The sequence below is a fragment of the Pseudomonas fluvialis genome (genome assembly GCF_002234375.1).
Classification (GTDB): domain Bacteria; phylum Pseudomonadota; class Gammaproteobacteria; order Pseudomonadales; family Pseudomonadaceae; genus Aquipseudomonas; species Aquipseudomonas fluvialis.
In genome coordinates, this window is the sequence record NZ_NMQV01000004.1 from 102,632 (window position 1) to 127,571 (window position 24,940).

Annotated in this window: 24 protein-coding genes; 10 read left to right on the top strand and 14 right to left on the bottom strand. The window is 60.1% G+C overall.

The window, feature by feature from the left end:
• Positions 1-56: 56 nt before the first annotated feature.
• From mep72 to CFY91_RS03285, 13 genes are all read right to left on the bottom strand, one after another.
• A complete protein-coding gene (gene mep72, locus CFY91_RS03225) occupies positions 57-1,847 on the bottom strand; it encodes a biofilm-associated metzincin protease Mep72 (protein ID WP_093984908.1) in 1,791 nt (596 codons plus the stop codon).
• 15 nt (positions 1,848-1,862) lie between these two features.
• A complete protein-coding gene (gene bamI / locus CFY91_RS03230; RefSeq protein ID WP_093984909.1) occupies positions 1,863-2,501 on the bottom strand; it encodes a biofilm-associated metzincin protease inhibitor BamI in 639 nt (212 codons plus the stop codon).
• A gap of 212 nt (positions 2,502-2,713) precedes the next feature.
• Entirely contained in the window at positions 2,714-3,037 is a 324-nt protein-coding gene (locus tag CFY91_RS03235) for a DUF3392 domain-containing protein (protein WP_093984910.1), read from the bottom strand.
• A gap of 15 nt (positions 3,038-3,052) precedes the next feature.
• Positions 3,053-4,252 (bottom strand): radical SAM family heme chaperone HemW, encoded by a 1,200-nt coding sequence (gene hemW, locus CFY91_RS03240; protein ID WP_093984911.1) that lies wholly within the window; start codon positions 4,250-4,252, stop codon positions 3,053-3,055.
• Positions 4,249-4,839, bottom strand: coding sequence for an RdgB/HAM1 family non-canonical purine NTP pyrophosphatase (gene rdgB / locus CFY91_RS03245; protein WP_093984912.1), 591 nt, complete (start codon positions 4,837-4,839; stop codon positions 4,249-4,251). Before rdgB ends, hemW begins: the two co-directional genes overlap by 4 nt.
• 5 nt (positions 4,840-4,844) lie before the next feature.
• A complete protein-coding gene (locus CFY91_RS03250) occupies positions 4,845-5,261 on the bottom strand; it encodes a DUF4426 domain-containing protein (RefSeq protein WP_093984913.1) in 417 nt (138 codons plus the stop codon).
• Positions 5,262-5,271: 10 nt separating this feature from the next.
• On the bottom strand, positions 5,272-5,865 hold the full coding sequence (gene metW / locus CFY91_RS03255) for a methionine biosynthesis protein MetW (protein ID WP_093984914.1): 594 nt from the start codon (positions 5,863-5,865) through the stop codon (positions 5,272-5,274).
• Positions 5,866-5,868: 3 nt separating this feature from the next.
• The gene (gene metX, locus CFY91_RS03260; RefSeq protein WP_093984915.1) at positions 5,869-7,008 is read right to left on the bottom strand and encodes a homoserine O-succinyltransferase MetX; all 1,140 of its coding nucleotides are present in this window, start codon (positions 7,006-7,008) and stop codon (positions 5,869-5,871) included.
• Positions 7,009-7,086: 78 nt separating this feature from the next.
• Positions 7,087-9,069 (bottom strand): dynamin-like GTPase family protein, encoded by a 1,983-nt coding sequence (locus CFY91_RS03265; RefSeq protein WP_093984916.1) that lies wholly within the window; start codon positions 9,067-9,069, stop codon positions 7,087-7,089.
• Between the two features lie 102 nt (positions 9,070-9,171).
• Complete coding sequence (locus tag CFY91_RS03270; protein WP_093984974.1) at positions 9,172-9,465, bottom strand: DUF167 domain-containing protein; 294 nt, start codon at positions 9,463-9,465, stop codon at positions 9,172-9,174.
• Positions 9,465-10,058, bottom strand: a complete 594-nt coding sequence (locus tag CFY91_RS03275; RefSeq protein WP_093984917.1) for a YggT family protein — start codon at positions 10,056-10,058, stop codon at positions 9,465-9,467. The genes CFY91_RS03270 and CFY91_RS03275 overlap by 1 nt, the downstream gene beginning before the upstream one ends.
• A gap of 15 nt (positions 10,059-10,073) precedes the next feature.
• Complete coding sequence (gene proC / locus CFY91_RS03280) at positions 10,074-10,907, bottom strand: pyrroline-5-carboxylate reductase (protein ID WP_093984918.1); 834 nt, start codon at positions 10,905-10,907, stop codon at positions 10,074-10,076.
• A 9-nt stretch (positions 10,908-10,916) separates the two neighbouring features.
• Positions 10,917-11,609, bottom strand: a complete 693-nt coding sequence (locus tag CFY91_RS03285) for a YggS family pyridoxal phosphate-dependent enzyme (RefSeq protein ID WP_093984919.1) — start codon at positions 11,607-11,609, stop codon at positions 10,917-10,919.
• A 72-nt stretch (positions 11,610-11,681) separates the two neighbouring features.
• Here CFY91_RS03285 and pilT point away from each other — a divergent pair, with 72 nt between their 5' ends.
• Together pilT and CFY91_RS03295 are read left to right on the top strand one after the other, a co-directional pair.
• On the top strand, positions 11,682-12,716 hold the full coding sequence (gene pilT, locus CFY91_RS03290; RefSeq protein ID WP_093984920.1) for a type IV pilus twitching motility protein PilT: 1,035 nt from the start codon (positions 11,682-11,684) through the stop codon (positions 12,714-12,716).
• A gap of 57 nt (positions 12,717-12,773) precedes the next feature.
• A complete protein-coding gene (locus CFY91_RS03295) occupies positions 12,774-13,925 on the top strand; it encodes a PilT/PilU family type 4a pilus ATPase (RefSeq protein ID WP_093984921.1) in 1,152 nt (383 codons plus the stop codon).
• Positions 13,926-13,984: 59 nt separating this feature from the next.
• Here the strand turns inward: CFY91_RS03295 and CFY91_RS03300 are convergent, their stop codons facing one another.
• The gene (locus tag CFY91_RS03300; protein WP_093984922.1) at positions 13,985-16,378 is read right to left on the bottom strand and encodes a penicillin-binding protein 1A; all 2,394 of its coding nucleotides are present in this window, start codon (positions 16,376-16,378) and stop codon (positions 13,985-13,987) included.
• A gap of 181 nt (positions 16,379-16,559) precedes the next feature.
• Here CFY91_RS03300 and CFY91_RS03305 point away from each other — a divergent pair, with 181 nt between their 5' ends.
• The 8 genes from CFY91_RS03305 to CFY91_RS03340 are packed head-to-tail and all read left to right on the top strand — an operon-like array spanning position 16,560 to position 24,753.
• Positions 16,560-17,624 carry a pilus assembly protein PilM gene (locus tag CFY91_RS03305; protein ID WP_093984923.1) on the top strand — a complete coding sequence of 355 codons (1,065 nt, stop codon included), beginning with the start codon at positions 16,560-16,562 and terminating at the stop codon, positions 17,622-17,624.
• The gene (gene pilN, locus CFY91_RS03310) at positions 17,624-18,202 is read left to right on the top strand and encodes a type 4a pilus biogenesis protein PilN (protein ID WP_093984924.1); all 579 of its coding nucleotides are present in this window, start codon (positions 17,624-17,626) and stop codon (positions 18,200-18,202) included. The genes CFY91_RS03305 and pilN overlap by 1 nt, the downstream gene beginning before the upstream one ends.
• Positions 18,199-18,819, top strand: coding sequence for a type 4a pilus biogenesis protein PilO (pilO, locus tag CFY91_RS03315; protein WP_093984925.1), 621 nt, complete (start codon positions 18,199-18,201; stop codon positions 18,817-18,819). The genes pilN and pilO overlap by 4 nt, the downstream gene beginning before the upstream one ends.
• The gene (gene pilP, locus CFY91_RS03320) at positions 18,816-19,346 is read left to right on the top strand and encodes a type 4a pilus biogenesis lipoprotein PilP (RefSeq protein WP_093984926.1); all 531 of its coding nucleotides are present in this window, start codon (positions 18,816-18,818) and stop codon (positions 19,344-19,346) included. Before pilO ends, pilP begins: the two co-directional genes overlap by 4 nt.
• Positions 19,347-19,397: 51 nt before the next feature.
• Complete coding sequence (locus tag CFY91_RS03325; protein WP_165765295.1) at positions 19,398-21,521, top strand: type IV pilus secretin PilQ; 2,124 nt, start codon at positions 19,398-19,400, stop codon at positions 21,519-21,521.
• Between the two features lie 6 nt (positions 21,522-21,527).
• Entirely contained in the window at positions 21,528-22,046 is a 519-nt protein-coding gene (gene aroK, locus CFY91_RS03330; RefSeq protein WP_093984975.1) for a shikimate kinase AroK, read from the top strand.
• 49 nt (positions 22,047-22,095) lie between these two features.
• Positions 22,096-23,193, top strand: a complete 1,098-nt coding sequence (gene aroB, locus CFY91_RS03335; RefSeq protein ID WP_093984928.1) for a 3-dehydroquinate synthase — start codon at positions 22,096-22,098, stop codon at positions 23,191-23,193.
• 15 nt (positions 23,194-23,208) lie between these two features.
• Positions 23,209-24,753 (top strand): AAA family ATPase, encoded by a 1,545-nt coding sequence (locus tag CFY91_RS03340; RefSeq protein WP_093984929.1) that lies wholly within the window; start codon positions 23,209-23,211, stop codon positions 24,751-24,753.
• Positions 24,754-24,940: the final 187 nt, after the last annotated feature.

Below are 24,940 nucleotides of genomic sequence, written 5' to 3' on the forward strand. Positions count from 1 at the left end.
TAAAAAAGCCCGTATCCCCGGATACGGGCTTTTTTTTGGTTCATCGCGGAGCGTGCTTAGCGTTTGCGCAGGCTGACGTTGTCGATGAACAGCGACTGGCTGCGCTGGGTGCCAAGGATCAGTAGCTCGGCACGGCGCAGCGTGCCTGCCGGCAACTGCACCTCCTGAGCCAGTGTGCTCCACTGGCCCGCCCGAGTGGCGCGCTGGCCAAGACTCAGGTGTTGACCGCGGCCCTGGCTGTCTTCGACATACAGGTAGGCGTAGGCTACCGCGCTGCTGCCACTGCTGCGGCCAATCGCCAGGTCCACCGAGAGCTGATAGCGTGCGCCGGGCTGCACCTGGCCAAGCAGATTGATGCTGGCGCCCGAGCCTTCATACTGCCGAAGGTAGGCTTCCAGGGCGCGCTTGCCGCTGCGTGCATAACTGCTGGCGCGGATCTTGCCGTGGAAGCCCGACCAGCCGTCGATGCCATTCTCGAAGCTCCAGCTGAGTTGGCTGGGGAACGGTGGAGCCGGTGGCGTGGCGGCCTGCGCCTCGACCAGTTCGACTTCGTCGATCAGCAGGCTACTGCCGCTATCGCTCCACAGGGCAACATAGGTGCTGCGTGCGTCTGCTGCGGGCTGGAAGGTGAAGTTGCGTTCCAGGCGGGAGAACTCGTTGCCGGTGAGCGACAGGCTGACCGACTGTTCGGCGCTGTAGCTGAGCCGTCCGTCGTTGAGCTCCTGGAGGATGGCCAGGCGGACATTTTCCCGGCTGTCGCGTGCCTTGAGCATGGCTTTGGCGCGCAATCGGTACTGGCTGCCGCGGTTTAGCGCGCCGATTGGCGTGACCAGCGCATCGAAGCCCTGGGTCTCCATCTGCAAGGCATTGTCGCGGCAGTTCAGCGCGACATTCACCAGGCTCAGGCGACCCTGGCCAAACAGGCTGCGCCAACCCTCGCCGGTGTTGAATTCGCCATTGTCGACCAGGCTCTTGAGTGCCGGCTTGCTGCACCAGGGCAATTCGGCCGGTGGTGGAGTGGTGCCACCCGGATTGCCAGTAACGGGTACCTGGGTGGCACGGAATGCGGCGATCTGTGCGGCCATGGCGTTGAGGGCACGAACGGCATCGGCTCGCTCATGTTCGCCACATGGACGGTTGCTGCAATCGCTGTCGCTGAGTTGCGGGTTGGAGAATACCGGGGCCTGACGGCGGGCGCCGAAGACCTGCGGGTAGGCCATGATGGTGCTGTACTGGCCCTGCACGCCATAACCACGGCTCCATTCGTGGGTGCCGCTGTGCCCGTTGTTGCTGTAATAGCCTTCCTGCTGGTCCTGCTCGTAGGAGTGGCGCAGGCCCATATTGTGCCCGGCCTCGTGGGCAAAGGTGCTGAGGCTGCAGTCAACCCCGGTCAGGCCATAGGCCATTTCCTTGGCCCCGTTGTTGAAGCGGTCGCTGTTCTTGCTGCCGCTGCCCATCCAGGCGATGCCGCAGACGCCGTAGCCCTGGCCCTGGGTGGTACGGTTGACCAGTTGCACCAGGTCCGCGCCGTATTGTTCCCGCAAGCGTTGTACCCGGCTGTCGTAGGTGAACTTGTTGAGGTTGCTGGATGACACGTCGTAGTAGTCGGCCCAATCCAGCAACTGCTTGTGTACCAGGCGCAGGCGCAGGTTGGCGCCACTCTTGGCATAGGCATTGTTGGCGTATTCGATATAGCTGGCGATGCGCGCGTCGATATCGCGGCCGTTGGGCAGCGCCTGGGCATCCTTGGTGTAGAGCACCATGATGTCGACGATCTGCGGGTTGGCCTGGGCGCTGTGGGCGGCCATGGCGAGCGCCAGGGCGGATAGCCATTGCGTTTTGTTCATGGAATTTTCCTTGTTTCAGCCCTGGCTGGGCGGCGGCAGCGGGGCCAGCTCTTGGTGGTCGTAGTGCAGGTGGTCGTTAGGGTCGGCGCGCAGTACCAGTTGGTTCTCGTCGGTGATCTGTGTCTTGCCGGTGGCGTTGTCGATGATGATGGCCAGGCTGCCGTCGCGGGTGGCTACGCTGATATGGGTTTCCAGCTTGCCGCGCACCAGGGTCAGGCTTTCCAGATCATCGTCTTCGCCCAGCGCGCCATGCCACACCGCGCTGTCCCCGGTATTGCGGGTCTGGCTCAGCGTGGCGCGCAATACCTGTGCATGGCCAGGCAAGGCCAGACTGACGACCTGGCCCTGCTGCAGGTCCTGCAACAGTTGTGGATTGATCTGGGTGTAGTACTGGGTGAGCCCTTGCGCGTGCTCTTCACGCAGGCTGTCGGCGTTCCACAATACGCGCTCGCTAGGTAGGTCACCGGGGCTGTGCTTGGGCTGTGCGCTGAGCGGCAGCTGAGTACGCTCAGGCAGGGCGGCTGGCGTAACTGCAGGCGGTTGCCCAAGGCTGTCTTCCGCTTGCAGGGGCGTGGGTTGTTCGGCGAGCAGCACACCGAGTGCACCACCGACGACGGCCGTGGCCACCGCGGCGGCGATCCAGGTTTTTGACATGCAGCGTTTCCTTGTGGGAGTGAGGTTGCGCTGCGCAGTCTAGGGAGGGAGGCGTGCCGAGTTCGCTGGTTGCATCACGGCCTGGCAGCTACTGCAGGCGAGTATGCCGCTTTGGCGAGCAGCATCGCAGTGCCAGGGTGTGACAGTTCGCGGCCGTTGCGGAACCGCTTGGCAAAATGCTTGCGCAGGTGGCGAAAAAGCTGAGCGACTGGTCAGCTGCGGTCGGCGAGTATGCCGATGATAAAGAACACCAGCAGCAGCACCGGCGACAAGGTGAAGTTATTGAAGTGCGCCAGTCCCTTGGCCAGCCAGGGGGTGAGGAAGACGATGGCCAGGCCGTAGCCGACCGCGCAGACGATAACGAAGATCAGCGTGCGCAGGATGAAATTGAGTGAACCGATGCTGCGTTGCACCCAGGCATTGAGTCCTGGGCCGAACAGCACGAAGAGGGTTGCCATGATAGCCAGGGAGATGTCGTAGAGGTGGCCGCGGCTCCAGCGTGACAGGTTGACGATCAGGTCGAGAAGCATATCCATGGGCGGTCCTTGTCTTCACAGAAACAGTTGCAGCAGGTCGTTGAGAAACAGCTGCCCGCGGGGGCTGGCCTGCAGACGCTGTGGGTCGGGATTGAGCAGCCCCTGCTGCTCGGCGCGTTGGCGTGCCGCGTCAAGATGCGCGAGGGGCAGCCCGGTGCGCTGGCTGAACAGACTACTGGGTACGCCGTCGCTCAGGCGCAGGGCGTTCATCAGGAATTCGAAGGGCAGTTCCTGCGCGTCCAGCCAGCGGGCCCCGGCCTGCTGGCGTTGTGCGCTGGCCAGGTAGTCCTTGGGCAGACGGGTCTTCCAGGTGCGCTGGATGCGTCCGTCGGCGTGGCTGAGCTTGCCGTGGGCTCCGGCGCCAATGCCGATGAAGTCGCCAAAGGTCCAGTAATTGAGGTTATGCCGCGCCTGGCGCTGTGGCCGGGCATAGGCCGAGGTTTCGTACTGCGCGTAGCCCTGTTCGGCGAGCAGAGCCTGGCCGGCCTCCTGGATGTCCCAGAGAATGTCATCTTCCGGCAGGCTCGGCGGCTGGCTCCAGAACTGTGTGTTGGGCTCCATGGTCAGCTGGTACCAGGACAGGTGGCTGGGCTGCTGGGCGATCGCCAGATGCAGGTCGGCGAGTGCTTCTTCCAGCGTCTGCTCGGGCAGGCCGTGCATCAGGTCGAGGTTGAAATTGTCGAAACCGGCGGCGCGTGCCATGTCGGCGGCGCGCACGGCTTCGCCGCCATCATGGATGCGCCCGAGCGCCTTGAGCTTGCTGTCCTGAAAGCTCTGGATGCCGATCGACAGGCGATTGATGCCGAGCTGGCGGTAGGCGGTGAATTTGGCCTGCTCAAAGGTGCCGGGGTTGGCCTCCAGGGTGATTTCGATGTCCTCGCTGAAGGACAGGCGTTGTTGCGCGCCGTCGAGAAAGCGTCCCAGTGCCTTGGCGGAAAACAGGCTGGGCGTGCCGCCACCGAAGAAGATCGAGCGCAGCGGGCGTCCTTGCGCCTGCTCACGCTCGGCCTCCAGGTCGGCCAGCAGCGCATCGACGTATGCCTCTTCCGGCAGGCTGGGGCCGGCAGCATGCGAGTTGAAATCGCAGTACGGGCATTTCTTCACGCACCAGGGGATGTGCACGTACAGCGAGAGCGGCGGCAGCTCGAAAGACGCGCTGACTGCGGGCCGCTCACTCAGCGCCGTGGCCGGCGCCGGCTGGCGTGGCGCATTCATAGCCCCAGCCGCTGCTTGAGCAACTGCATGGCGCGGGCGCGGTGACTGAGCTGGTTCTTGCTGGCTTTGTCCAGTTCGGCGCTGCTGCACTGGCGCTCCTCGACCCAGAACAGCGGGTCGTAGCCGAAGCCGTTGCTGCCGCGCGGAGCCTGCAGGATACGACCCTGCCAGAGCCCTTCGCAGATGATCGGCAACGGGTCGTCGGCATGCCGGACCAGCGCCAGGGCACAGACGAACTGGGCACTACGCTGTGCCTCGGGCACCTCGCGCAGTGCTTGCAGCAGCTTGGCATTGTTGGCGGCATCGCCCTGGCCATCGGCATAGCGTGCCGAGTAGATGCCTGGTGCGCCGCCGAGGGCATCGACGGCCAGCCCGGAGTCGTCGGCGAGTGCCGGCAGGCCGCTCAGGCGCGCAGCATGACGCGCCTTGAGGATGGCGTTCTCGACAAACGACAGGCCGGTTTCCTCAGGCTCCTCGCGGGAAAACTCGCCGACCGAGCGCAGCCGTACATGTTCGCCGAGCATGTCCTGCAGTTCCTTGAGCTTGCCGGCGTTGTGGCTGGCCAGTACCAATTCGTTGAGCTGCATAGGGATCAATCCGCGAAGACTTCCTGGGTGAAGGTCAGCGTATGCGCCGGCCCGCCATTGCCTTGTACCTGCAGTTCAAAGACCAGTTGTTCACGGCTGTCGATGGTGAACTGTGCCAAGTAATAGATGGCCTCGCCTTCGCGCTGCTCGCGGAAGGTCAGTGGGCTGCGCTGGCCAAGCAGGTTACGCACCTGGCCGCTGACCGTGCCGGCTTGGGCCTGGCTGCCCTTGCGCAGGGCGATATTGATGACACCGCGCTGCTTGCTGCGCTCCAGGCCACTGGCGGCGGCGATATCCGGTTGCAGAAAGGTCGAGTTGAACACGCTGTAGTGCACTTCCAGCTCACCGAAACGTTGCAGGCGTTCGGCGCTGGCAGGTAGCGACAGGCTGAGGGTCAGCAGGCAAAGCAACAGGGCACGCATGGGAACTCTCCTAGACACGACTAATACGGTAGATACCGATTTCACCCAGCAGGTTAGGCCATAGACGGCTGGCCGTGCTGTGGCGGTGCTGGCGATCGACCGCCAGGCGATCGAGGACGCGCAGCTGGCGCTGGTGACACAGCGCCTCGAAGTCCTTGAACGTACAGAAGTGGATGTTCGGTGTGTTGTACCAGGTATAGGGCAGGAAGTCGGAAACCGGCATGCGCCCCTTGCTGGCCAGGTACCAGCGGCAACGCCAGTGACCGAAGTTGGGGAAGGTGATGATGCAGGTCTTGCCCACCCGCAGCATCTCGTCGAGGATCCGGTCGGGGTAATGCACAGCTTGCAGCGCCTGGGTCATGACCACCACGTCGAAGCTGTCGCTGGCGAAGTTGCCGAGGCCCTGGTCGAGATCCTGCTGGATGACGTTGACGCCGCGCTCGATGCAGTGGGCGATGTTGTCCGGGTCGATTTCCAGGCCATAGCCGCTGACCTGCTTGTGCTCACGCAGCCAGGCGAGCAGTTCGCCGTTGCCGCAGCCCAGGTCGAGCACGCGGCTGCCGGCAGGTATCCAGTGCTGGATGATCTCCAGATCGGCACGCATGACTTATACCTCGATGCGCTGCATGTAGGCGCTGAAGGCCTGCAGGTAGCGGGGGATGGGCAGCAGGAAGGCGTCGTGGCCCTGCGGAGCGTCGATGTCCAGGTAGCAGACGTTTTTCTTGGCGGCCATCAGCGCGTTGACGATTTCCTGCGAGCGGGCCGGCGAAAAGCGCCAGTCGGTGGTGAAGGACAATACGCAGAAGTCGGCTTGGGCGACGCTCAGCGTGCGCGCCAGGTCGCCCTCATGGGCCGCCGCCGGGTCGAAGTAGTCGAGGGCCTTGGTCATCAGCAGGTAGGTGTTGGCGTCGAAGCGTCCGGAGAACTCTTCGCCCTGATAACGCAGGTAGCTCTCTACCTGGAACTCGACGCTGTGCAGGTCATAGTTGTGCGTGGCGCTCTTGCGCTCGCGCCCGAATTTTTCGCCCATGGCGTCATCGGACAGGTAGGTGATATGGCCAACCATGCGCGCCAGCATCAGGCCGCGCTTGGGAATGGTGCCAAGTTCCTGGAAGCGCCCTTCGTGGTAGTCGGGGTCGGACAGAATGGCCTGGCGGGCGACTTCATTGAAGGCGATGTTCTGTGCCGAGAGCTTGGGCGCCGAGGCGATGCATACGCAATGCCGCAGCCGTTCCGGGTAGCTGATGCTCCACTGTAGGGCCTGCATGCCGCCCAGGCTGCCGCCCACTACCGCGGCCCATTGGTGGATGCCCAGGTGGTCGGCCAGGCGGGCCTGGCTGTTCACCCAGTCCTCCACGGTAATCACCGGGAAATCCGCCCCATAGGGCTTGCCGGTCGCCGGGTTGAGGCTGCTCGGGCCGGTCGAGCCGTTGCAGCCGCCCAGGTTGTTGAGGCTGACCACGAAGAACTTGTTGGTGTCGATGGGCTTGCCGGGGCCGATGCAGCTGTCCCACCAGCCGGGCTTGCGTTCGTCCACGCTGTGGTAGCCCGCGGCATGGTGATGCCCGGAGAGGGCATGGCAGATCAGCACGGCGTTGCTGGCCTGGCTGTTGAGCTGGCCATAGGTTTCGATCACCAGTTCGTAGCTGTCCAGCTGGCGGCCACAGGCCAGGGCCAGCGGTTGCTGGAAGGCCAGTCGCTGGGGACTGACCAGGCCAACGGAGTCGGCGGGGAACACTGCGGGCATCGGACCCTGCTCTTGCTAGACGGAGGCGCCAGTCTAAAGAGCGTGAAGGCCAGCGGCAAGGCTGTGCAATACGCGGTGTCAGGCCTCGCCGGAGTCCTGGCGTGCCGCCTGTGGCAGGCTGACCACCTTGCCCTGGCGCTGGATGGGCGCCGGGCGGCGCAGCTGGCGCAGCATGTCGTTGGCCTGGGCCAGTTGCTGCTCCAGTTCACTGCTGTAGCGCGCCAGTTGCTGACCACGCTGGCGTGCCTGCTGGGTGTCCTGGGCCAGGGCCTTGAGGCGCAGCATATGGCTTTCCAGCAGTTGCTTGTGCTCCAGGGTGTACTGCATCAGCGGCATCAGGGCGTCGCCGGCCCACTGCCGGGCATCCTCGCGCAGGCGCTTGTGCAGGCTGACCACTTCCTGCACCAGGGTGGTAAAAAAGCGTCGGCTCAGGGTGCGCTGCTCGGTCAGCAGGGTCTTTAGCTGCAGGCGGAACTGGTCGGCTTTCTGGCGCAGTTGGCCGAGCTCGCGCTGGTAGCGCTTGCTGTTGAACTGCGGGGCATCGACGCCGTGCAGCGGATTATCCTGGTTGTGCCGTTGGTAGATGGCCGCAACCATGCGGTTGGCCTGTTCCGCTTCGCTGGCAAAGCTGTCCAGATCATGCTCGATGCTGTCGAAGAAACGCAGGATGGCCTGCTGGATGCCCAGGGTCGTCCAGCTACCGTTCAGGCTGTCGCTGAGCAGGCTGAGCTGCTGGTCGAGTTGTTCGGCACGCAGCGCCTGACAGAGCAGGTCGCCCTGGCGTTTGAGCAGGCGTTGATTGGTTTTCAGGCCCAGCAGGCGCCGATGGTGCTGGGCATGTTCTTCCTTGGTGCTGGCGGTCAGTTCGAAAAGCAACTGGCCATTGTCCTGCTGGTGGTTTTCCAGCAGTTGCTGTTGCTGGCGGACTTTCTCCAGGCGCAGGGCGAGGGCATGCTGGCTGTTGTTGAGCAGGGCCAGCACCTGGTTGACCACGCGCTCTTCGAGCAGGCGTTCCTTTTGCGCAACGATGCGTTCACAGAGCAGGTGCTCGAGATCGGCCATACGGCTGCGCGCGAGCAGCGCGCGGTCGCCACGCACCTTGGCCAGCAGCGCTTGCTTGGCGGACAGCGGCAGCACGTTATCGGCGTCGATGCCCAGTTGCTTGGCAGTGCTCTGGCGCATCTGCTCGATGCTCTGGGCGATCTTGGCTTCTCCGGCCAGGTCATCCCATAGCATGTCGATCTTGTTGAGCACAGCAAACAGACTGCTCTGGGTGTTTTCATCCAGTTGGCGAATATGGTTTTGCCAGATGGCCATGTCGCTGGCGCTGACCCCGGTGTCGGTGGCCAGCAGGAACAGAATGGCCTGGGCGTTGGGCAGCATCGACAGGGTCAGCTCGGGCTCGCTGCCCAGGGCGTTGAGTCCGGGCGTATCGAGGATGCGCAGGCCCTGGCGCAGCAGCGGGTGATCGAAGTTGATCAGCGCATGGCGCCAGGCCGGCACCAGTACCTGTCCCGGTTTGCCGGCCGGTTCCAGGCCGTCGGGGTGGAAGCCCAGTTGGATGGCCTGCTCCACCGGCATGGCTTTGCTGCGTGCGACCTGGGCAAAGGCCTGGGCCATGTTGGCCGGATCGCTGCTGTCCAAGGGAATATTCACCCAATAGCGCGGGATGCGTTTGAACTGCGCGATGTTGGCGGCGCTGCTGCGTGTCTCGATGGGTAGCAGGCGGATGCAGGAGCGTTCGCTGCGTGGGTCGAAAAACAGCTCGGTGGGGCACATGGTGGTGCGCCCGGCCTGCGAGGGCAACATGCGCTGGCCGTATTCGGAGAAGAACAGGCTGTTGATCAGCTCGGTCTTGCCGCGCGAAAACTCACCAACGAAGGCCAGGGTGATGTGGTCGGTGCGCAACAGCTTGAGCGCACGCTCCAGCTTGGCGGTCAGCGTCTCGGAGTTCAGCCGGTTGTGTTCCAGCCAGCTGCGGTAGCGGGTGATCTCGCGGATCAGTTCGCGCTTCCAGGCGACATAGGCATCGACCTGCTGGCTGAGTCGTTCCATGCTCATGGCAATCTCTCCGGACGTATGTCGACCTGGTCGGCGGTGCTTGCATTATGGAGAGCGCGAGGCCAGCGTCAATGCGTGGCAGTCTGCCGCCTGCGTAACCACTCAGGATGCGGGTGCCAGGCCGGGCAGCTCAGGGAGTTGGCGGGGCGCCTGGATGCGTACGCGCTTTTGCCGGCTGCTGTCGCCACTATCCAGGCTGACCTGGCTTTTCGCCACGCCAAAAGCCTTGGCGATGAACGCCAGTAGCTGGGCATTGGCCCTGCCGTCGATCGGCGGGGCACTGATGCGGATTTTCAGGCGCTCACCATGCAGCCCGGCAAATTCATCCTTGCTGGCCTTGGGCTGCAGGTGACAGTCGAGCAACAGATCGGCGCCGTCCCAGCGAAAGTAGCTTATCAGATGAACGGGCTGAGCGCCTTGGGCATGCCGGTCATGACGACCAGGTTGCCAATCACCAGCATGTCCAAAAGGTTCAGTGCGATAAACGCAAAGATCGGTGAAATGTCCAGCCCGCCCAGGTTGGGCAGCAGGCGGCGAATCGGTGCCAGCAATGGTTCGCACAGCTGGTTGACCAGTTGTGCCGCCGGGTTGTAGCTGCCCGGTGCGACCCAGGAGAGGATCACGCTGACAATCAGGGCGAAGAAGAACACCTTGAGAAACAGCGAAGTCACACCGATCAGCGACCACACCAGCAGTTGCGCGAGATGCCCGCCAACGTCGATGCCCATCAACAGCAGGGTGACGATCATCAGCAGCAGCTGCACGCCGATAGCCAGCACCAGCGAGGCGATGTCCAGGCCGGCCAGGCCGGGAATCAGCCGGCGCAACGGCTTGAGCAGCGGCTGGGTGGCGCGCACCACGAACTGGCTGAGCGGGTTGTAGAAGTCGGCGCGTACCAGTTGCAGGATGAAACGCAGCAGGATGATCAGCAGGTACAGGCTGCCGAGCGTCTGGATGACATAGATGAAGGCAGTACTCAAACCATTCATGGGGAAGCTCCGGGTTTAGTCGCCGAGTTGGGCGGCCAGTTCGGCCGAGCGTTGCTGGGCAGCCTGCATGGCCTGCTGTACCAGTTCGCTGAAACCGCCCGCCTGGAAGCAGCGAATGGCTGCCTCGGTGGTGCCGTTGGGCGAGGTGACCCGACGGCGGAGCTCGCCGGCCTCGACCTGGCTTTCCGCGGCCATGCGTGCCGCGCCCAGTGCAGTGTGCTGGGCGAGGCGTGCGGCGGTTTGCGCATCCAGGCCGAGTTGTGTGCCGGCTTGGGTCATGGCCTCGATGAGCAGGAAGAAATAGGCTGGGCCGCTACCGGACAGGGCGGTAACCGCATCGATCTGTTGTTCTTCGTCGAGCCACAGGGCCAGACCAACCGCGCCCAGCAGTTGTTCGGCAAGCTGGCGCTGCGCCGCGCTGACCTCGGGCGTGGCAAACAGACCGCTGACGCCCTGGCGCAGCAGGGCTGGGGTATTGGGCATGCAGCGCACGATGGCCGGCGCAGTGGGGCGCTCCGCACGCAACCAGTTGGCCAGGCTGGCGCAGCTGATGCCGGCGGCGATCGAGACAACTAGTTCATGCCCCTTGAGATGCCTGGCCAGGTCCAGGCAGACCGCTTTCATCACCTGGGGCTTGACCGCCAGCACCACGACATCGGCTTCGGCGATGGCGGCCGGGTTGTCGGCGAACAGTTCGATGCCGTGCTCGGCGTTCAGGCGGCTGCGTTGCTCTACACCGGGGTCACTGGCGCGGATATGGCTGGCCGGGACACCCTGGGCGAGCAGGCCGCCGATCAGGCTGGTGGCCATGTTGCCGGCGCCGACAAAGGCTATGCGAGGCGAATTCATCGGTATTCCTTAAGAGTGAGGGGTGGCGTAGTCGCGGGCGCCAAACAGGGCGGTGCCGATGCGTACCCAGGTGGCACCTTCGGCAATGGCGGCTTCCAGGTCATGGCTCATGCCCATGGACAACGTCGCCAGGGGCGGCTGCAGGTCGCTCGCCAGTTGGCGCAATTGCGCGCAGGCGGCGCGCTGCTGCGCGAGATCGTCGCTGGGCTCGGGGATGGCCATCAGACCGCAGAGTTGCAGGTTGGTCAGCTTGGTCACGGCGGCGGCGAGCGCCGGGAGTTCTTCGGGTGTACAGCCTGACTTGCTGGCTTCGCCGCTGATGTTGACCTGCAGGCAGATCTTCAGCGGGGGCAGGTTGGTCGGGCGCTGTTCTGACAGGCGCTGGGCGATTTTCAGGCGGTCTACCGAATGCACCCAGGCAAAATGTTCGGCAATCGGCCGGGTCTTGTTGGACTGGATGGGACCAATGAAATGCCAGGTAATCGGCAGGTCGGCCAGCTCCTGCTGCTTGCTCAGCGCTTCCTGCAGATAGTTTTCGCCAAAGTCGCGCTGGCCGCAGGCGAAAGCCTCGCGCACGGCCTGTGCCGGCTTGGTCTTGCTCACTGCGAGCAGCTGTACCTGTGCGGGATCACGTCCCGAGGCTTGCGCTGCCGCACGGATGCGCGCGGCAACCTTTGCAATATTCTCTGCTATCGTGGACATTACTTGCGCTCTATAGCCCGGCCGTCTTGGCTCTGCGGCATTCTACCTGCTTGCATCTGATTGGGGAGTCCCATGGATATTACCGAGCTGCTTGCCTTCAGCGCCAAGCAAGGCGCGTCGGACCTGCACCTCTCGGCTGGCTTGCCGCCGATGATTCGCGTGGATGGCGATGTGCGGCGGATCAATTTGCCGCCGATGGATCACAAACAGGTCCATGCGCTGATCTACGACATCATGAATGACAAGCAGCGCAAGGATTACGAGGAATTCCTCGAGACCGACTTTTCCTTTGAAGTGCCCGGCGTAGCGCGCTTCCGGGTTAACGCCTTCAATCAGAACCGTGGGGCCGGCGCGGTCTTCCGGACCATTCCTTCCAAGGTGCTGACCATGGAAGAGCTGGGCATGGGCGAGATCTTCAAGAAGATCTCCGATGTGCCGCGTGGCCTGGTGCTGGTGACCGGTCCGACCGGTTCGGGTAAGTCGACCACCCTGGCGGCGATGCTCGACTACCTGAACAACTGCAAGTACCACCACATTCTTACCGTGGAAGACCCGATCGAATTCGTTCACGAATCGAAGAAGTGCTTGGTCAACCAGCGTGAAGTGCATCGTGACACCTTGGGCTTCAACGAGGCGCTGCGTTCGGCCCTGCGTGAAGACCCGGACATTATTCTGGTCGGCGAGATGCGCGATCTGGAGACCATCCGCCTGGCGCTGACCGCTGCGGAAACCGGTCACCTGGTGTTCGGCACCCTGCACACCACCTCGGCGGCCAAGACCATCGACCGTATCGTCGACGTGTTCCCGGCCGAGGAAAAGTCCATGGTTCGTTCGATGCTTTCCGAATCGTTGCAGGCGGTTATCTCGCAGACGCTGATCAAGAAGATTGGTGGTGGTCGGGTGGCGGCCCACGAGATCATGATCGGCACGCCGGCCATTCGTAACCTGATCCGCGAGGACAAGGTGGCGCAGATGTATTCGGCGATCCAGACCGGCGGTGCGCTGGGCATGCAGACCCTCGATGCCTGCCTGAAGAGCCTGGTTGCCAAAGGGCTGATCAGCCGGGAAAACGCCCGCGAGAAAGCCAAGACTCCAGAAAACTTCTGATAAATACGACCGCCCGCCGAGGCGGCGCGGTCGCTGTGCCAGTGCAGGTAGGGCTTCATGGAATTTGAAAAACTGTTGCGACTGATGGTCGAAAAGGGTGGTTCCGACCTGTTCATCACGGCGGGTGTGCCGCCGTCGATGAAGGTCAATGGCAAGATCATGCCGGTGACCAAGGTGCCGATGTCACCCGAGCAGACCCGTGAAACCGTGCATTCGGTGATGAACGAACAGCAGCGTCGCGAGTTTGCCGAAAATCACGAGTGCAACTTTGCCATCAGTGCACGTGGTATCGGCCGCTTCCGGGTCAGCGCCTTCTATCAGCGCAATCTGGCCGGCATGGTGTTGCGGCGTATCGAAACCAATATTCCGACCCTGGAAGACCTCAAGTTGCCTGAGGTGCTGAAGAAGCTGGCGATGACCAAGCGTGGCCTGGTGTTGTTCGTCGGGGCCACAGGGACCGGGAAATCAACGTCGCTGGCGGCGATGATCGGTTATCGCAACAAGAATTCCAGTGGCCACATCATCTCTATCGAAGACCCGATCGAGTACATCCATCAGCACCAGAGTTGCATCGTTACCCAGCGTGAAGTGGGCATCGATACCGACTCTTTCGAGGTTGCCCTGAAGAACACTCTGCGCCAGGCGCCCGATGTGATTCTGATTGGCGAGATTCGTACCCGTGAAACCATGGACTACGCGGTAGCCTTTGCCGAAACCGGGCACTTGTGTCTGGCGACCCTGCACGCCAACAATGCCAACCAGGCGCTGGATCGAATCATCAACTTCTTCCCGCCGGATCGGCAGAACCAGGTGTGGATGGACCTGTCGCTCAACCTCAAGGCCATTGTCGCTCAGCAGCTGGTGCCGACACCGGATGGCAAGGGGCGTCGCGCGGTAATCGAAGTGCTGATCAATACCCCGCTGGCGGCTGACCTGATCCGTAAGGGTGAGGTTCATGAACTCAAACCTCTGATGAAGCGCTCCACCGAGCAAGGCATGCAGACCTTCGATCAGGCGCTGTACAACCTCTATGTGCAGGGCGAAATCACTTACGAAGATGCCTTGCTGCATGCCGATTCGGCGAACGACCTGCGTCTGATGATCAAGCTCGGTTCGGAAACGGATGGTGAGCACCTGACCAGCATGAGTCAGGGGCTCAGCCTGGAAATGAGCGAGGATGACCAGCCAGGCATGCGTTTGCGCCGCTGAACTCGCTGGGTTCTGGTTGCGCCCCGTCACCTTTGGTCACGGGGCGTTTTTCTAGGTGATCAGAACAGATCCAGCGGTGCACCTTCCTCGATGGGCAGCGGACTGCCAGGGGCTTGCAGGCTGGGGTCGAACTCACTCATCGAAGGCGGCGTGTCCTCGCTTTTGAAAACCTCGAAGTAGGCGTTTGGATTGCCGGGCGTCGCTGCGCGACCGCTGAACGGATCGACACGCAGGGTTACCACCCCAGGCGGTTGTGGCAGCAGGCGTTGTGGGCGGTCCTTGAGTGCTTCACCCATAAAGCTCATCCAGATCGGCAGGGCAACCGTGCCACCATATTCGTTACGGCCCAGGCTGGCCGGTTGGTCGAAACCGCTCCACACCGTGGTGACTAGGTCGGCGTTGTAGCCGGAGAACCAGCTGTCCTTGGACTCATTGGTCGTACCGGTCTTGCCGGCCAGGTCGGCGCGTTGCAAGGCCAGGGCGCGCCTGCCGGTGCCGCGGGTGATGACGTCCTGCAGCATGCTGGTGAGGATATAGCTGGTGCGTGGGTCGATGATTTGCTCTGCGCTTGGCGGCACGCTCTCGCTAGACGGGACACCGCTGCTGGGTAGCAGCGGTGTCAGGCCGGGCACGCTGCGCGGATTGGCGACGAATAGCTGTTGTCCGTCGCGACTGTCAATCCGTTCGATCAGGTAGGGTTCGATCTTGTACCCGCCGTTGGCGAATGCTGCCCATCCGGTAGCGATTTCCATCGGCGTCAGATTGGCGGTGCCCAGGGCTAGCGAAAGATTGCCAGGCAGGTCTTCGCGGCGAAAGCCGAAGCGCTCGATATAGCTGAGTGTCTTATTGATACCCAGATCCTGCAGAAGGCGAATCGATACCAGGTTACGTGAACGATAAAGCGCTTCGCGTAGGCGAATGGGGCCAAGGAAGGTGTTGTTGTCGTTTTTCGGTCGCCAGGCTTCGGCCATGCCGGCTTCCTGGAAAACGATGGGAGCGTCATTGACCAGGCTGGCAGCGGTGTAGCCGTTATCCAGTGCAGCGCTGTAAACGAAGGGTTTGAAGCTGGAGCCTGGCTGGCGTTTGGCCTGGGTGGCACGGTTGTAATTGCTCTGCTCGAAAGAAAAACCGCCTACCAGGGCGCGAATGGCGCCGTTTGCCGGATCCAGAGTAACCAGTGCGCTTTGCGCAGCAGGCAGTTGGGCGAAAACGAGTCTGTCGTCATCCAGGCGCTTGACTCGGATAATATCGCCGGGCTGGACGATATCTGCCGGTTTGCGTGGCACTGGGCCCATGCTATTGCTGTTGAGGAAGGGCCGCGCCCACTGCATGCTCGTCCAGGTGACTGCCTGTTCTTCACCGTTGCGTAGCATGACCAGGATGCCGCTTTGCTCAACCTGGGTGACCAAGGCGGGCTCCAGGCCGCCTAGACTGCGCTGCTGCGCTAGACGGGCAGGCCATTGCTCGCGAGGTAGTTCAGCCAGGCGTGCTTCCGGGCCGCGATAGCCGTGGCGCTGATCGTAGCTACGCAGCCCTTCATGCAGGGCGCGGTTGGCGCTTTCCTGGAGGTTGCTGGGTACTGTGACATACACCCTGAAGCCTTCGGTGTACGCTTCGCTGCCGTATCGACCGACCATTTCTGCGCGTGCCATCTCGGCGATATAGGGTGCGCTGAGCTCTGGCTTTGGCACGTGGTAGCTGGCGGCGATGGGCTCTTCGATGGCGGCCAAATAGCTTGCCTGATCAATCTTGCCGAGGCGATGCATGCGCCCCAGAATCCAGTCGCGCCGTTCCTTGCTGCGTGTAGGGTTGACCAGCGGATTGAATGCCGAGGGGGCTTTGGGTAGGCCGGCAATCATGGCCATCTGGGCCAGGCTCAGTTCGCCTATGGGTTTTCCGTAGTAGACCTGGGCGGCGGCTTCGATACCGTAGGCTCGGTGTCCCAAGTAGATTTTGTTGACATAGAGCTCAAGGATTTCTTCCTTGCTCAGCTCTCGTTCTATTTGCAAGGCAAGCAGAATCTCGGTGATTTTGCGTGAGAAGCTGCGTTCACTGGTGAGGAAGAAGTTCTTCGCCACCTGCATGGTGATGGTGCTGCCGCCGCTTTGGATCTGTCCGGTTTTCAATAATTGTGTCGCAGCGCGCAACAGGCTGCTGAAGTCGACGCCATGATGTTGGCTGAAGTTGTCGTCTTCGGCCGAAAGCAGGGCTGCAATAAAATCTTCAGGAATGTCGGCAAAGGCAATGGGCGCACGGCGCATCTCGCCAAACTCAGCGATCAGTTTCTGATCATGGCTGTAGACGCGTAGAGGTATCTGCAGTTGGATGCTGCGTAGCGACTCGACGGACGGCAGGCTGGGGCTAAGATACAGGTAGGCGCCACTGAAACTGAGCAGTGCAGCACAAAATATGGCGACGCCAGACCACCAGAAAAACTTGAGCAGGCGAATCAAGATGATGGGATTTCCAGATAAAAGAATGAGTTAAGAGTAGGCTTCGGTGAAAAGGGAAAAGCTGGTCACATTATAAGCGGTTTTTTTCAAGGGGAGCCATTTGCGCTTCTGTCAAGACTGTTATTTAATGTGGAAAAACATAAATCGTCCGTAAGTATCGGATGCTGATAGGAAATCCGTCGTGCTAGGGCTCTTCAACAAGAAAGCGAACACGCTGCTGGGGATCGACATTAGCTCGACCTCGGTTAAGCTCCTTGAACTGAGTCGCTCGGGAAGCCGCTACAAGGTAGAGGCCTACGCCGTCGAGCCTCTTCCACCCAATGCCGTTGTTGAAAAGAATATTGCCGAGCTGGAAGGTGTCGGCCAGGCTCTTGCGCGCGTGGTGGCGCGAGCCAAAAGCGGGGTCAAGCAGGCTGCGGTCGCCGTTGCCGGTTCGGCGGTCATTACCAAGACCATCGAGATGGAAGCTGGGCTGACGGATGACGAGCTGGAAACTCAGCTGAAGATCGAAGCCGATCAGTACATTCCTTATCCACTGGAAGAGGTGGCGATCGACTTCGAGGTGCAGGGGCCTTCTGCGCGTAACCCCGAACGGGTAGAGGTGCTGCTGGCTGCTTGCCGTAAGGAAAACGTCGAGGTGCGCGAGGCTGCGCTTGCACTGGCTGGATTGACCGCCAAGGTGGTTGATGTGGAGGCCTATGCGCTGGAGCGGGCGTATGGCTTGCTGGCATCGCAGTTGAGTAGCAGCTCTGATGATCTTACCGTGGCTGTGGTGGATATTGGCGCCACGATGACTACGTTGAGCGTCCTGCACAACGGTCGCACGATCTATACCCGCGAGCAGTTGTTTGGTGGTAAGCAGCTGACTGACGAGATTCAGCGTCGTTATGGTCTGTCCGTTGAAGAGGCGGGGTTGGCCAAGAAGCAGGGTGGTTTGCCGGATGACTATGAGTCGGAGGTCTTGCAACCCTTCAAGGATGCCGTAGTGCAGCAGGTTTCTCGCTCCCTGCAGTTCTTCTTTGCCTCTGGGCAGTTCAATGATGTGGATTACATCCTGCTCGCTGGCGGTACCGCGTCAATTGCTGATCTGGATCGTTTGATCCAGCAGAAAATCGGCACGCCAACGCTGGTGGCCAATCCTTTTGCCGATATGGCGCTAAGTGGCAAGGTCAATGCGGGTGCGCTCGCCAGTGATGCGCCTGCTTTGATGATTGCTTGCGGCCTGGCAATGAGGAGCTTTGACTGATGGCACGGATCAACCTACTCCCTTGGCGTGAGCAGCTGCGCGAGGAGCGTAAGCAGCGCTTCATGGTTACCTTGGCTGGCGTTCTTGTCGTGGCTGGTGGCCTGGTTTTTGTTGGCGACCAGTATCTCAATGGCGCCATTGAGTCCCAGCAGGCTCGCAACGACTATCTGCGCAAGGAAATTGCGGTTCTGGATGCACGAATCGCTGAAATCAGCGAGCTGAAACAGCGACGCGAACAGCTCTTGGAGCGGATGAAGATCATCCAGGACCTGCAAGGCAATCGCCCGATCATTGGGCGGATCTTTGATCAATTGGTGCGCACCTTGCCGGATGGTGTGTATTTCACCAGTCTGAAAATGAACGGCCAAACCATTGCGGTAGTGGGCGCTGCCGAATCCAACAACCGTGTGTCGAACCTGATGCGCAACATGGATGCTTCCGAGTGGCTGACTGCGCCCAACCTGACCGAGGTTAAGGCTGTGACTGCCGGGGCTGTCGATCAGGCCAATGTGTTCCAGTTGACCGTGCAGCAAACCAGGCCGCCGGTTGAAGGTGAGCAGGCGGGAGTTAAGCCATGAGTTTTGCCAAGAGTCTCGAATCGCTGAAGAAAGTTGAGCTGTCGGAGCTTGATCTCAATAACATCGGTGTCTGGCCGGCACCTGTTAAGTTCATCTTTGCTGTTATTTTGTTTGTGGTTGTGCTTTTTCTTGGGTACCACTTCCATCTGCAAGATCTGCAGGTTTCGCTGGATGCACAGGTGGCGGAAGAGCAAACCCTGAAGGAGCAGTTTTCTGTTAAGGCATTTCAGGCCGCCAATCTTGATGCTTATAAAGAGCAAATGGTGGAAATGGAGGAGTCGTTTGGTGCTTTGCTGAGGCAGCTTCCCAGCGATACTGAAGTGCCTGGCTTGCTCGAGGATATCACGCGTACTGGTCTGGGTAGTGGTCTGGATTTCGAGCAAATCAAGCTGTTACCTGAGGTGGCTCAGCAGTTCTATATCGAGTTGCCTATCCAGATTGATGTGGTGGGCAGCTATCACGATTTGGCAACTTTTGTCAGCGGTGTGGCGAGCTTGCCGCGCATCGTAACCCTGCATGATTTCGCTATTGCTCCTGCTGCAGAGGGAAGTTCACGTTTGAAGATGGGGATTTTGGCCAAAACTTATCGCTACAACGATAAGGGGGTTAATCAATGATCCGCTTTAAGTATTTAACTGCGCTTGCTGTCGCAACATTGCTTGCCGGTTGCGAGTCTCACTCTGGTTTTGCGGATTTGAATGCTTTTATGGATGAGGTGCGTGCTCGTCCAAAGGGCGCTATCGAGCCGTTGCCCAAGTTTGCTGCCTACGAGCCTTTTACTTATCAGGCCAGCAACTTGCGGAGTCCCTTCCAGCCGCCCATCAAGATTGACATGGCCGCTAAGCAAAAAGCTGGTGATCGAGTGGTCAAGCCAGACGAGACGCGGATCAAGCAGTTTCTGGAGGGTTTCAATATAGAGACCTTTACCATGGTGGGAACGCTGTCTAATGACGCAGGTACCTACGCGTTGATTACCGGTAGTGATGGCGTGCATCGCGTCAAGATCGGTGATTATCTCGGCACCAATCATGGCAAGGTGGTAGCTATCAGCGAGTCGCAAATTGATGTAGTAGAAATTGTCACCGACGGTGAGGGCGGATGGGTCGAGCGCCCGCGCTCCCTTACGCTCAAAGAGCGCTCATAGGACGAATGCACGATGAACAACACAGATAACTCTTCACGTCGAGGCTGCCCGATGAAGCACGGATTCCTCCCTCTCGGTCTGGCTGCGGTTCTGGCAGGCTTTGCGCCTTCCTTGTTTGCGGCCAACATTCAGAGCCTGGATGTCGCCTCGCTACCAGGTGACAAGATTGAGCTTAAGCTCGGTCTGGATGAGCCAGTTGCCGCTCCGCGTGGCTATACCATCGAGCAGCCTGCGCGAATTGCTCTGGATCTACCTGGAGTCTCCAGCAAGTTGGGGATCAAGAATCGTGAGCTGGGTGCGGGTAATGCACGCAGCCTGACTGTAGTCGAGGCTAAAGATCGCACCCGTCTGATTGTTAACCTTACTACGCTTACGCCTTACTCTACCCGTGTTGAGGGTAATAACCTTTACGTGGTGATTGGTGCGGGCCAGGCGGCTGTTGCCGCGTCCGCTGCGCCGGTGGCGCAGCCCGTTGTGACTGCGCCCGTTAAAGCAGTGACCTCCGCAGCCAAGGAAATTCGGAATATTGATTTCCAGCGTGGCGAGCAGGGTGAAGGCAATCTGGTTATCGATCTCTCGGACTCCAGTATCACGCCGAATATCGAGGAGCAGGGTGGCAAAATTCGCGTTACATTTGCCAAAACGCAGTTGCCTGAAGCCATGCGTGCGCGTCTTGATGTCAAGGATTTCGCAACGCCGGTTAACTTCGTCAATGCCAGTGTGAGCGGCGATAATGTGTCCATCGTCATTGAACCAACCGGCTTTTATGATTATCTGGCCTTTCAGGCTGACAATCGTCTGACTATCAGTGTCAAGCCGTTGGCCCAGGATGAAGTGGAGAAGCGCAAAGCTGAGCGTTTTGCCTATACGGGTGAAAAGCTTTCGCTCAACTTCCAGGATATTGATGTGCGTTCGGTGTTGCAGTTGATCGCCGATTTTACTGACCTGAATTTGGTTGCCAGCGATACTGTGGAGGGCAGCATTACGCTGCGTCTACAGAATGTGCCTTGGGATCAGGCGCTGGATCTGGTTCTGAAAACCAAGGGTCTCGACAAGCGCAAGGTCGGCAATGTCTTGTTGGTTGCCCCGGCGGAAGAAATCGCCGCGCGTGAGCGTCAGGAGCTTGAGGCGAAGAAGCAAATTGCTGAGCTCGCCCCCCTGCGTCGCGAGCTGATTCAGGTTAACTACGCCAAAGCTTCTGACATCGCCAAGCTGTTCCAGTCGGTTGCCACTGCAGATGGTGCTGTTCCGGATCGTGGCTCAATTACCGTGGACGATCGCACCAACAGCATCATTGCATTCCAGACGCAGGATCGCTTGGATGAATTGCGCCGCGTTGTCGCGCAGCTGGATATTCCGGTACGCCAAGTCATGATTGAGGCGCGCATTGTTGAGGCGGCTGTTGGTTACGACAAGGCTCTGGGTGTTCGTTGGGGGGGCGCTTTCTGGGGTGACAAAAACTGGAATTTCTACGGTAAGGACGGTGCTCAAACCGTCGAAACCAAAGATGGAGTGACTACATTGCGTCTCCCAGGTACTGACACTGTCGGTAACTGGACGGCTAAAGATGGTGTAGCACCGGTTCCGTTTGTCGATATGGGCTTGGCTAACAGTACCTCTGGTATTGGTTTGGGCTTTGTAACCGATAATGCCATTCTTGATCTGCAGTTGTCGGCGATGGAAAAAACCGGTAACGGGGAAGTGATTTCTCAGCCTAAAGTGGTGACTTCGGACAAGGAGACGGCCAAGATTCTCAAAGGCTCGGAGATTCCTTATGAAGAATCTAGCTCCAGCGGTGCGACCACGGTTGCTTTCAAGGAAGCTGCGCTTTCCCTCGAAGTAACACCGCAAATCACGCCAGATAATCGAGTGATTATGGAAGTTAAGGTCAACAAGGATGAGCCGGACTTTTCTCAGGCAGTCAAAGGTGTCCCGCCAATCAAGAAGAACGAGGTTAACGCCAAGGTGTTGATCAATGACGGTGAGACCATTGTCTTGGGGGGCGTATTCTCCAGTACGCAGACTAAATCAGTGGAGAAAGTACCTTTCTTGGGCGACCTGCCATACTTGGGGCGTCTCTTCCGTCGTGACATTGTGGAAGACAAGAAGAATGAGCTGCTGGTCTTCCTCACCCCGCGCATCATGAATAGTCAGTCGATTGCCGTGAATCGCTGAGTGCTTGTGGCCAATTTGATTCTGGTCGGCCCGATGGGTGCTGGTAAAAGCACCATCGGGCGCTTGTTGGCCAAGGAAGTGCGTTACCTGTTCAAAGATTCCGATAAGGAAATCGAGCAGCGTACGGGGGCGGATATTCCCTGGATCTTTGATGTAGAGGGGGAGCAGGGCTTTCGTGAGCGCGAGCAGGCTATGATTGCTGAGCTTTGCGCGGAGGATGGCCTGGTTCTGGCGACAGGCGGTGGTGTGGTGATGCGTCCCGAGAACCGCCAGGCTATTCGCCAGGGTGGCCGGGTTATCTACCTGCACACGTCGGTGGAGCAGCAGTTGGAGCGCACTTCGCGTGATCGTAACCGCCCCTTGTTGCGAACGGCCAATCCTGGGCGTGTTCTCACTGAATTGATGGCGATTCGTGACCCACTCTACCGAGAGGTGGCAGATATCATCATCGAAACCGATGAGCGGCCGCCGCGCCTGGTGGTTCAGGAAATTCTCGCGCAGCTGCAGAGTCTTCCTCCTCGCTGATTGGCTGCCGCTTCTGCGGTATGCTAATGGCCATTTTAGCGAGGGCAGCATGCGTACACTTCAGGTCGATCTCGGCGAGCGTAGTTATCCGATCATCATTGGCAGTCATCTGTTGGGGCAGGGTGATTTGTTGCGTCCCTACATTGCGGGGCGGCAGGTGGCCATCGTAACCAACAGCACGGTTGCACCTTTGTATCTGGAGCGTTTGCAGCAGGCGCTCGGTGGCTATGCGGTTATCTCTATTGTTCTGCCCGATGGTGAGGCTTTTAAGGATTGGCAGCACTTGCAGCTGATCTTCGATGGCTTGCTGCAGGCGCGCCATGATCGGCGCACGACCCTGATCGCCTTGGGCGGTGGGGTCGTTGGCGATATGACGGGTTTTGCTGCTGCTTGCTATCAGCGCGGCGTCGACTTCATCCAGGTTCCGACCACACTGCTCTCGCAGGTTGATTCCTCGGTGGGTGGCAAGACCGGCATCAATCACCCGCTGGGTAAGAACATGGTCGGCGCGTTCTATCAGCCCAAGGCTGTGCTGATTGATGCTGCCACCCTGCAAACCCTTCCCGCGCGTGAGTTGTCGGCAGGTTTGGCCGAGGTGATCAAGTATGGCTTGATTTGCGATGCGCCTTTTCTTGACTGGCTGGAACAAAACATCGTTGCCCTGCGTGAGTTGCAGCCGGCGGCACTCATTGAGGCTATCGAGCGGTCCTGTGCTGCCAAGGCCCGGGTAGTTGCTGCGGATGAGCGTGAGTCGGGATTGCGCGCCACGCTAAACCTTGGACACACCTTCGGGCATGCCATCGAAACCCACATGGGCTATGGCAAGTGGCTGCATGGCGAAGCCGTGGCGGCTGGAACCCTCATGGCCGCACAGATGTCACATCGCTTGGGTTGGTTGACAGCCAGTGAGCGTGATTGCGTGGCGCGCTTGTTAATTGCGGCGGGGTTGCCCGTGGTGCCGCCTGCCGAGATGACGGCGGAAGATTTCTTGCAGCATATGGCTGTGGATAAGAAAGTACTGGATGGCCAGTTGCGCCTTGTTTTGCTCAAGGCAATGGGCGAGGCCTGTGTCACTGCTGATTATCCGGCGAGCCTGCTGCAGGACGTACTGCTAACCGACTATGCCGCTATTGTCGCGCAACTCTGAGAGATTCGACGCTAAATGAACAGCATGCATGCTGACGAGGCTTTCCTCGCGCATTACCAGCTCAGTCATGACCCCTTTGCGGCTCGAGTGCCGGGCTTCAAATTCTTTCCTGCGCAACGCAAGCCGGTGCTTGGGCAGTTGCATCATCTGGCGCGTTATAGCCAGTTGTTGTTGGTGGTGAGCGGGCCTCAGGGGAGTGGTAAGACGCTATTGCGCCAAGCGCTGGTTGCCAGCACCAATAAGCAGGCGGTGCTCAGTGTGGTGTTGTCGGCGCGAACATCTCCAGATGCAGCCTCCCTGTTGCGTCAGGTGGCGCAGGGAATTGGCGAGCAACAGGCGGAGTTACCGATGTTGCTTGCGCGCATCGGACAGCTTACCTTGACCGGCCAGGAAGTTTACCTGTTAGTGGATGATGCAGAGCTGCTCGATGAGTCGGCTTTGCGTGCTTTGTTCGCTTTGGCAGAGGGGGGGCGAGACGGTCATCCGCATTTATTCCTGTTTGCGGAGCCTTCCCTGTTGGCGCGTCTCGATTCCCTGTCTGCCGGCGAAGAGCGCTATCACGCCATAGCCTTGCAGCCTTATTCGTTCGAGGAGTGCTGCGAGTATCTGGCGCAGCGCCTGGAGGGGGCGGGGCAGGCGCTCGAGCTATTCGACGAAGAGCAGTTGCAGGAAATCCATCGTGCATCCGGTGGTTGGCCAGGCGGTATTAACCAGGTTGCCAAGGATGAGCTGCTGGACGGCATGTTGGCGGCCCGGCGCTCGACGACTGCCTCGCGTGTACAGTGGCCTGTCAAGCACTTGTTGGCGCTGCTGGTGGTGGCTGGCGCTATGGCGGCGGCTTGGTTCATGCAGCGTGAAACCTCTGCCCCGCTGCAGGTTGAGGCGGAACGACCCCTTGAATTGGCGGTGCGGCCGGTAGTCAAGGCTGCGCAGCCTGTGGCAGTTGAGTCGACGGAAATTGCCTTCGATGGTGCGCGTCAGCCATTGCCGCTTCCGCTGGTGGGTGAAGCGCAGCCTGTCATTCGTCAGCCGCTTGCCGCGGCGGCGGGTTCGGAAGCCGAGGAGGTTGTCTCGCCGGGTAGTGCTGAGCCTGTTGCTCCGGTTACCAGTATTGCACCTGTGGTGGCTGTGCCAGCCTTGCCACCAGCACCAGCACCAGCACCAGCACCAGCACCAGCACCAGCACCGAAGCCCGTCCCTCCTGTACAGAACGTGCCTGCGAAGCCTGCTCCGGCCGCAGTCAGCAAGCCTCAGTCTGCTTCGGTTAAGGGTGTGTTGGCGGATAGCGCCTGGTATCGCAGTCAGGCGGCAGGGCGCTATGTGTTGCAGGTAGCGGGTACGCGCTCCGAGGCCAATGCGCAGGCGCTGGTGCGCCAAGGTGGTGGCGAATATCGCTACTTCCGCAAGCAGCATCAGGGGCAGCCGCTGTTTGTGGTCACATATGGTGCGTTCAGTGGCCGCGCAGCGGCACAGGCCGCCATCCGAGAGTTGCCCGCAAAGCTTCAGGCGGGCAAGCCCTGGCCGCGTAGTATCGGGAGTATCCAGCAGGAAATGGATTGATGCACTACTTTGGTGCGTGCATGCGCTAACATGGTGCAGCGACGGATTCTTTCATAATTGCGACATATATTTTTGCGTTTGAGTCGCAAAAATGTGTGACACGCACAGGCAGATATGTACAATGGCCTCCCTTTCGCCCGTGGAAAACTCGGTGTTTCCTTGTGCGCGAAAGGTAAGCTGCTGTAAT

Bases quoted from the DNA above. Each gene is read 5' to 3' on its own strand.
- mep72 (WP_093984908.1), bottom strand. From the start codon at position 1,847: ATGAACAAAACGCAATGGCTATCCGCCCTGGCGCTCGCCATGGCCGCC.
- bamI (WP_093984909.1), bottom strand. From the start codon at position 2,501: ATGTCAAAAACCTGGATCGCCGCCGCGGTGGCCACGGCCGTCGTCGGT.
- CFY91_RS03235 (WP_093984910.1), bottom strand. From the start codon at position 3,037: ATGGATATGCTTCTCGACCTGATCGTCAACCTGTCACGCTGGAGCCGC.
- hemW (WP_093984911.1), bottom strand. From the start codon at position 4,252: ATGAATGCGCCACGCCAGCCGGCGCCGGCCACGGCGCTGAGTGAGCGG.
- rdgB (WP_093984912.1), bottom strand. From the start codon at position 4,839: ATGCAGCTCAACGAATTGGTACTGGCCAGCCACAACGCCGGCAAGCTC.
- CFY91_RS03250 (WP_093984913.1), bottom strand. From the start codon at position 5,261: ATGCGTGCCCTGTTGCTTTGCCTGCTGACCCTCAGCCTGTCGCTACCT.
- metW (WP_093984914.1), bottom strand. From the start codon at position 5,865: ATGCGTGCCGATCTGGAGATCATCCAGCACTGGATACCTGCCGGCAGC.
- metX (WP_093984915.1), bottom strand. From the start codon at position 7,008: ATGCCCGCAGTGTTCCCCGCCGACTCCGTTGGCCTGGTCAGTCCCCAG.
- CFY91_RS03265 (WP_093984916.1), bottom strand. From the start codon at position 9,069: ATGAGCATGGAACGACTCAGCCAGCAGGTCGATGCCTATGTCGCCTGG.
- CFY91_RS03275 (WP_093984917.1), bottom strand. From the start codon at position 10,058: ATGAATGGTTTGAGTACTGCCTTCATCTATGTCATCCAGACGCTCGGC.
- proC (WP_093984918.1), bottom strand. From the start codon at position 10,907: ATGAATTCGCCTCGCATAGCCTTTGTCGGCGCCGGCAACATGGCCACC.
- CFY91_RS03285 (WP_093984919.1), bottom strand. From the start codon at position 11,609: ATGTCCACGATAGCAGAGAATATTGCAAAGGTTGCCGCGCGCATCCGT.
- pilT (WP_093984920.1), top strand. From the start codon at position 11,682: ATGGATATTACCGAGCTGCTTGCCTTCAGCGCCAAGCAAGGCGCGTCG.
- CFY91_RS03295 (WP_093984921.1), top strand. From the start codon at position 12,774: ATGGAATTTGAAAAACTGTTGCGACTGATGGTCGAAAAGGGTGGTTCC.
- pilN (WP_093984924.1), top strand. From the start codon at position 17,624: ATGGCACGGATCAACCTACTCCCTTGGCGTGAGCAGCTGCGCGAGGAG.
- pilO (WP_093984925.1), top strand. From the start codon at position 18,199: ATGAGTTTTGCCAAGAGTCTCGAATCGCTGAAGAAAGTTGAGCTGTCG.
- pilP (WP_093984926.1), top strand. From the start codon at position 18,816: ATGATCCGCTTTAAGTATTTAACTGCGCTTGCTGTCGCAACATTGCTT.
- CFY91_RS03325 (WP_165765295.1), top strand. From the start codon at position 19,398: ATGAAGCACGGATTCCTCCCTCTCGGTCTGGCTGCGGTTCTGGCAGGC.
- aroB (WP_093984928.1), top strand. From the start codon at position 22,096: ATGCGTACACTTCAGGTCGATCTCGGCGAGCGTAGTTATCCGATCATC.
- CFY91_RS03340 (WP_093984929.1), top strand. From the start codon at position 23,209: ATGAACAGCATGCATGCTGACGAGGCTTTCCTCGCGCATTACCAGCTC.